Genomic DNA, 2,963 nt, shown 5'->3' with positions numbered 1-2,963 from the left:
ATGCGCCCTCCGATCTCGCCGCCGGAACAACCGTGTGGCGCGCACGCGCCGCCCTCCAACATCTGCAAACCCGTAGCCCCGGTGCGAAACGCGGCGGAGACACCGCGGAGAACGTTTCTGCGCTCCAACTCGCAAACTCCTCCTCGCTGCCGCCGCAACGTGTTCCCGCATCGCCCTCCGTCCAACCCCCATCCGTCGCTGCGATACCTGCAACTCCCCGGTCGTTGCCGCAAACCGAGCCCGCAAGCGCATCAACGACGGCCGACCCCGCGACGTACTCATCTCCAACCTCGCCCGCGTCCCCCAACCTCAACCCGGCATCGCCGGCGGCGCCCGGCATTTCATTTCCGGGGCAGTCCACCGCCCAGGCCTCACCACCCGAACTCAGTGAGCCCACCCCTGCTCCCGTCCCCCATCCCTGGCAATACATCGGCATGCCCACCACCGCGGGTGGCCTGTTCTTTCTGCTCAACGCGCTGCAGCGAATGCGGATCGCCCACGCAATCGCCGGCGGACTCACCCTGGCCATTCCGAACTTCGTCCCCCGCGTGTTCCAGCATCTCGCCACCCGGGCCTCCATCGCTGCGGATGATCCAGTCATGCTCTGGCTGAACGCCATCGCCCCTGACGCCGTGCCCGAAGATCCAGTCGCCATCGAAGAAAACTGGTGGCCTCCCAATCTGCGGCACTCTGAAAATCCTGATCAGCCCCAACGCCTCATCCGCGCCTGGTCCCTCGGCGTGCGCCGCTGGTGCTGGCGGTGGGCCAACATCAGCGTCAGCGAAATCATCGCCCGCCCTGCCCTTTTCACGGTCAATCGCACCGACCTCGATGTGTCGCTCTCCATCGCTCATGCGGACATCCGCGTGCGCAAAGCCGGATTGGATCTCGACCCCGGCTGGGTTCCCTGGTTTGGACGTGTCGTGCGTTTTCATTACGCCTTTCGCGGAGATCTTCATGGCTGAGCTCGCCAGCGCGCCCCCCTTGCAGGCTTCCGGTGGACTCTACTCCTGCGCGCTTGCGGCTCTGGCCGCGCTGCTGCCGCCCGACGCAAGTTCGCCTGAAGCTGTGTTCCTGCGCTCGCACCGTCCCGCCTCTGCCCACCAGGGCTCTCTCTCGCCGCTCTTCAATCTCACGCTGCACCAACAGCACTCGGCCGATGCGCCGCTTCTCGACCTCGCCGCGCAAATAGCGCTGCACCCCATTGAAGTTCTTGCCGTCGCGCTTGCAGCCGGCGTCGAGATGGACCCCATGTGCGGGCGCGCCGTCGCCCATCTGCAGTCCCCTCTTGGAGGTTCGCGCCCCACCCTCGGTCTGCTCTCCGCCGCTTTCGCCGAGTTCGAAACCGGACAGCATGTGAGCGAATGCGTGCTCACGGGCGCGGCGCTCGGCTCCGGAGTGCTGCAGCTTCAAAACGAGGGCGCCCCCATCTCCGAGCGCGCCCTTTCCGTTCCCCTTCCCCTCTGCCTCGCTCTGCGCGATCGCGACGGAATGTGGCCCGGCGCACGCCTCGGCCTGAACGGCATCCCGGAAACACCGCTGCCTCCTTCTCTCCTCGCAGAAGCCGCACGTCAGAGCCGCGGATTGGCGTCAGGCTCCACGCGCGTCCTCGTCCTGCGCTGCTCCGACCAGTCCGAAGCACGAACCGCAGCGAACGCCATCTGCATGCCCCTGCATCGCCGGCCACTCTTTCTTGACATGGAGAATGCGCGCTCTGACGCCAAATCCGTTCCCCCTCTCAGCGGTCTCGGCCCCCTGCTCCTGCTTCGCGGCCTCATCCCCGTATTCTGCTTCGAACCCGGTCCCGGCGATCGCAGAACCGTGCCCGATCTCCCCGCTTACTCCGGTCCCGCCCTCGTCCTCTGCGGACACGAGGGCAGCATCACCACCAGCAGCGGCAGCCCCGCCGTCTGGAAGGTGGCCATCCCTCCGCGAGAAGAGCGCCGGCAACTCTGGCAGATCGCCATCGAGAACGAACCGCTCGCGCGCCAGCTTGCGTCTGACTACCGCTACAGCAGCGGCCGCATCGCCCAGTTGGGCCGCATCATCCGTCAGCAATGCAGTCTCGACGGCCGCAGCGCTCCGCGCTTCAGTGATGTAGCCTCCGCGTGCTGGACCGGTCAAAGCTCCGGCCTGGAAGCGCTGGCCCAGCCCCTCCCTGATCTCATTCCCGACGACGCTCTGGTGGCCTCGCCGGCTCTGCAGGACGAGCTCTCGCGCCTCATGCTGCGCTGCCGTCGCCGCGAGAATCTCATCGAAGGCCTGGGCGCTTCCGCGCTGGCCCGCTATCGTCCCAGCGTCCGCGCCCTGTTCACCGGCCCCTCCGGCACCGGTAAAACCCTCGCCGCCGGATGGCTCGCCACCCGTCTCGGCCTGCCTCTTTACCGCGTCGATCTCGCCGCCGTCACCAGCAAATACATCGGCGAGACTGAAAAGAATCTGGCGCAGTTACTCTCCCAGGCGGAGAGCGCCGGCATCATTCTTCTCTTCGACGAGGCCGATTCCCTCTTCGGCAAGCGCACTGACATCAAAGAATCCAACGATCGCTTCGCCAACGCGCAGACCAACTACCTTCTCCAGCGCATTGAAACCTATGACGGCATCGCCCTTCTCACCAGCAACAGCCGCGCGCGCTTCGACCCCGCCTTCTGCCGCCGCCTCGATATGATCGTCGAATTCCCCCTGCCCGGCCCCGAGGAGCGCCGAAGACTGTGGCTCTCCCACCTCGGGTCGCACCATCGCATCGGCAACAAGGATCTCAACCTCCTGGCATCCGCAGCCGACCTCGCCGGCGGTCACATCCGCAACGCCGTGCTCACCGCCGCCGTGCTGGCCCAGGTCCAGAGCCGCCCCATCGAGTACCAGGACATCCACATCGGCCTCATGGACGAATACCGCAAGCTAGGCCGCCAAACCCCGCCCGACCTGGCGCGGAGCTGACTCGTTCATGGCCTCCCTCACCC

1 protein-coding gene and 1 pseudogene are annotated in these 2,963 nt (G+C 66.4%); both read left to right on the top strand.

Going from position 1 to position 2,963, the window contains the following annotated elements; genetic code table 11:
- Window positions 1–965 (top strand): annotated as a pseudogene (locus VGL22_RS01910) (hypothetical protein); the annotation flags it as partial.
- A complete protein-coding gene (locus tag VGL22_RS01905; RefSeq protein WP_465265181.1) occupies window positions 958–2,940 on the top strand; it encodes an ATP-binding protein in 1,983 nt (660 codons plus the stop codon). The pseudogene VGL22_RS01910 and the gene VGL22_RS01905, both read left to right, overlap by 8 nt.
- The last annotated feature ends 23 nt before the right edge of the window (window positions 2,941–2,963 follow it).

It is taken from the genome of Occallatibacter sp., from assembly GCF_036502485.1.
Taxonomy (GTDB): domain Bacteria; phylum Acidobacteriota; class Terriglobia; order Terriglobales; family Acidobacteriaceae; genus Telmatobacter.
The sequence above is the reverse complement of the archived record's forward strand: the minus strand, read 5'-3'. Positions and strand labels throughout refer to the sequence as shown.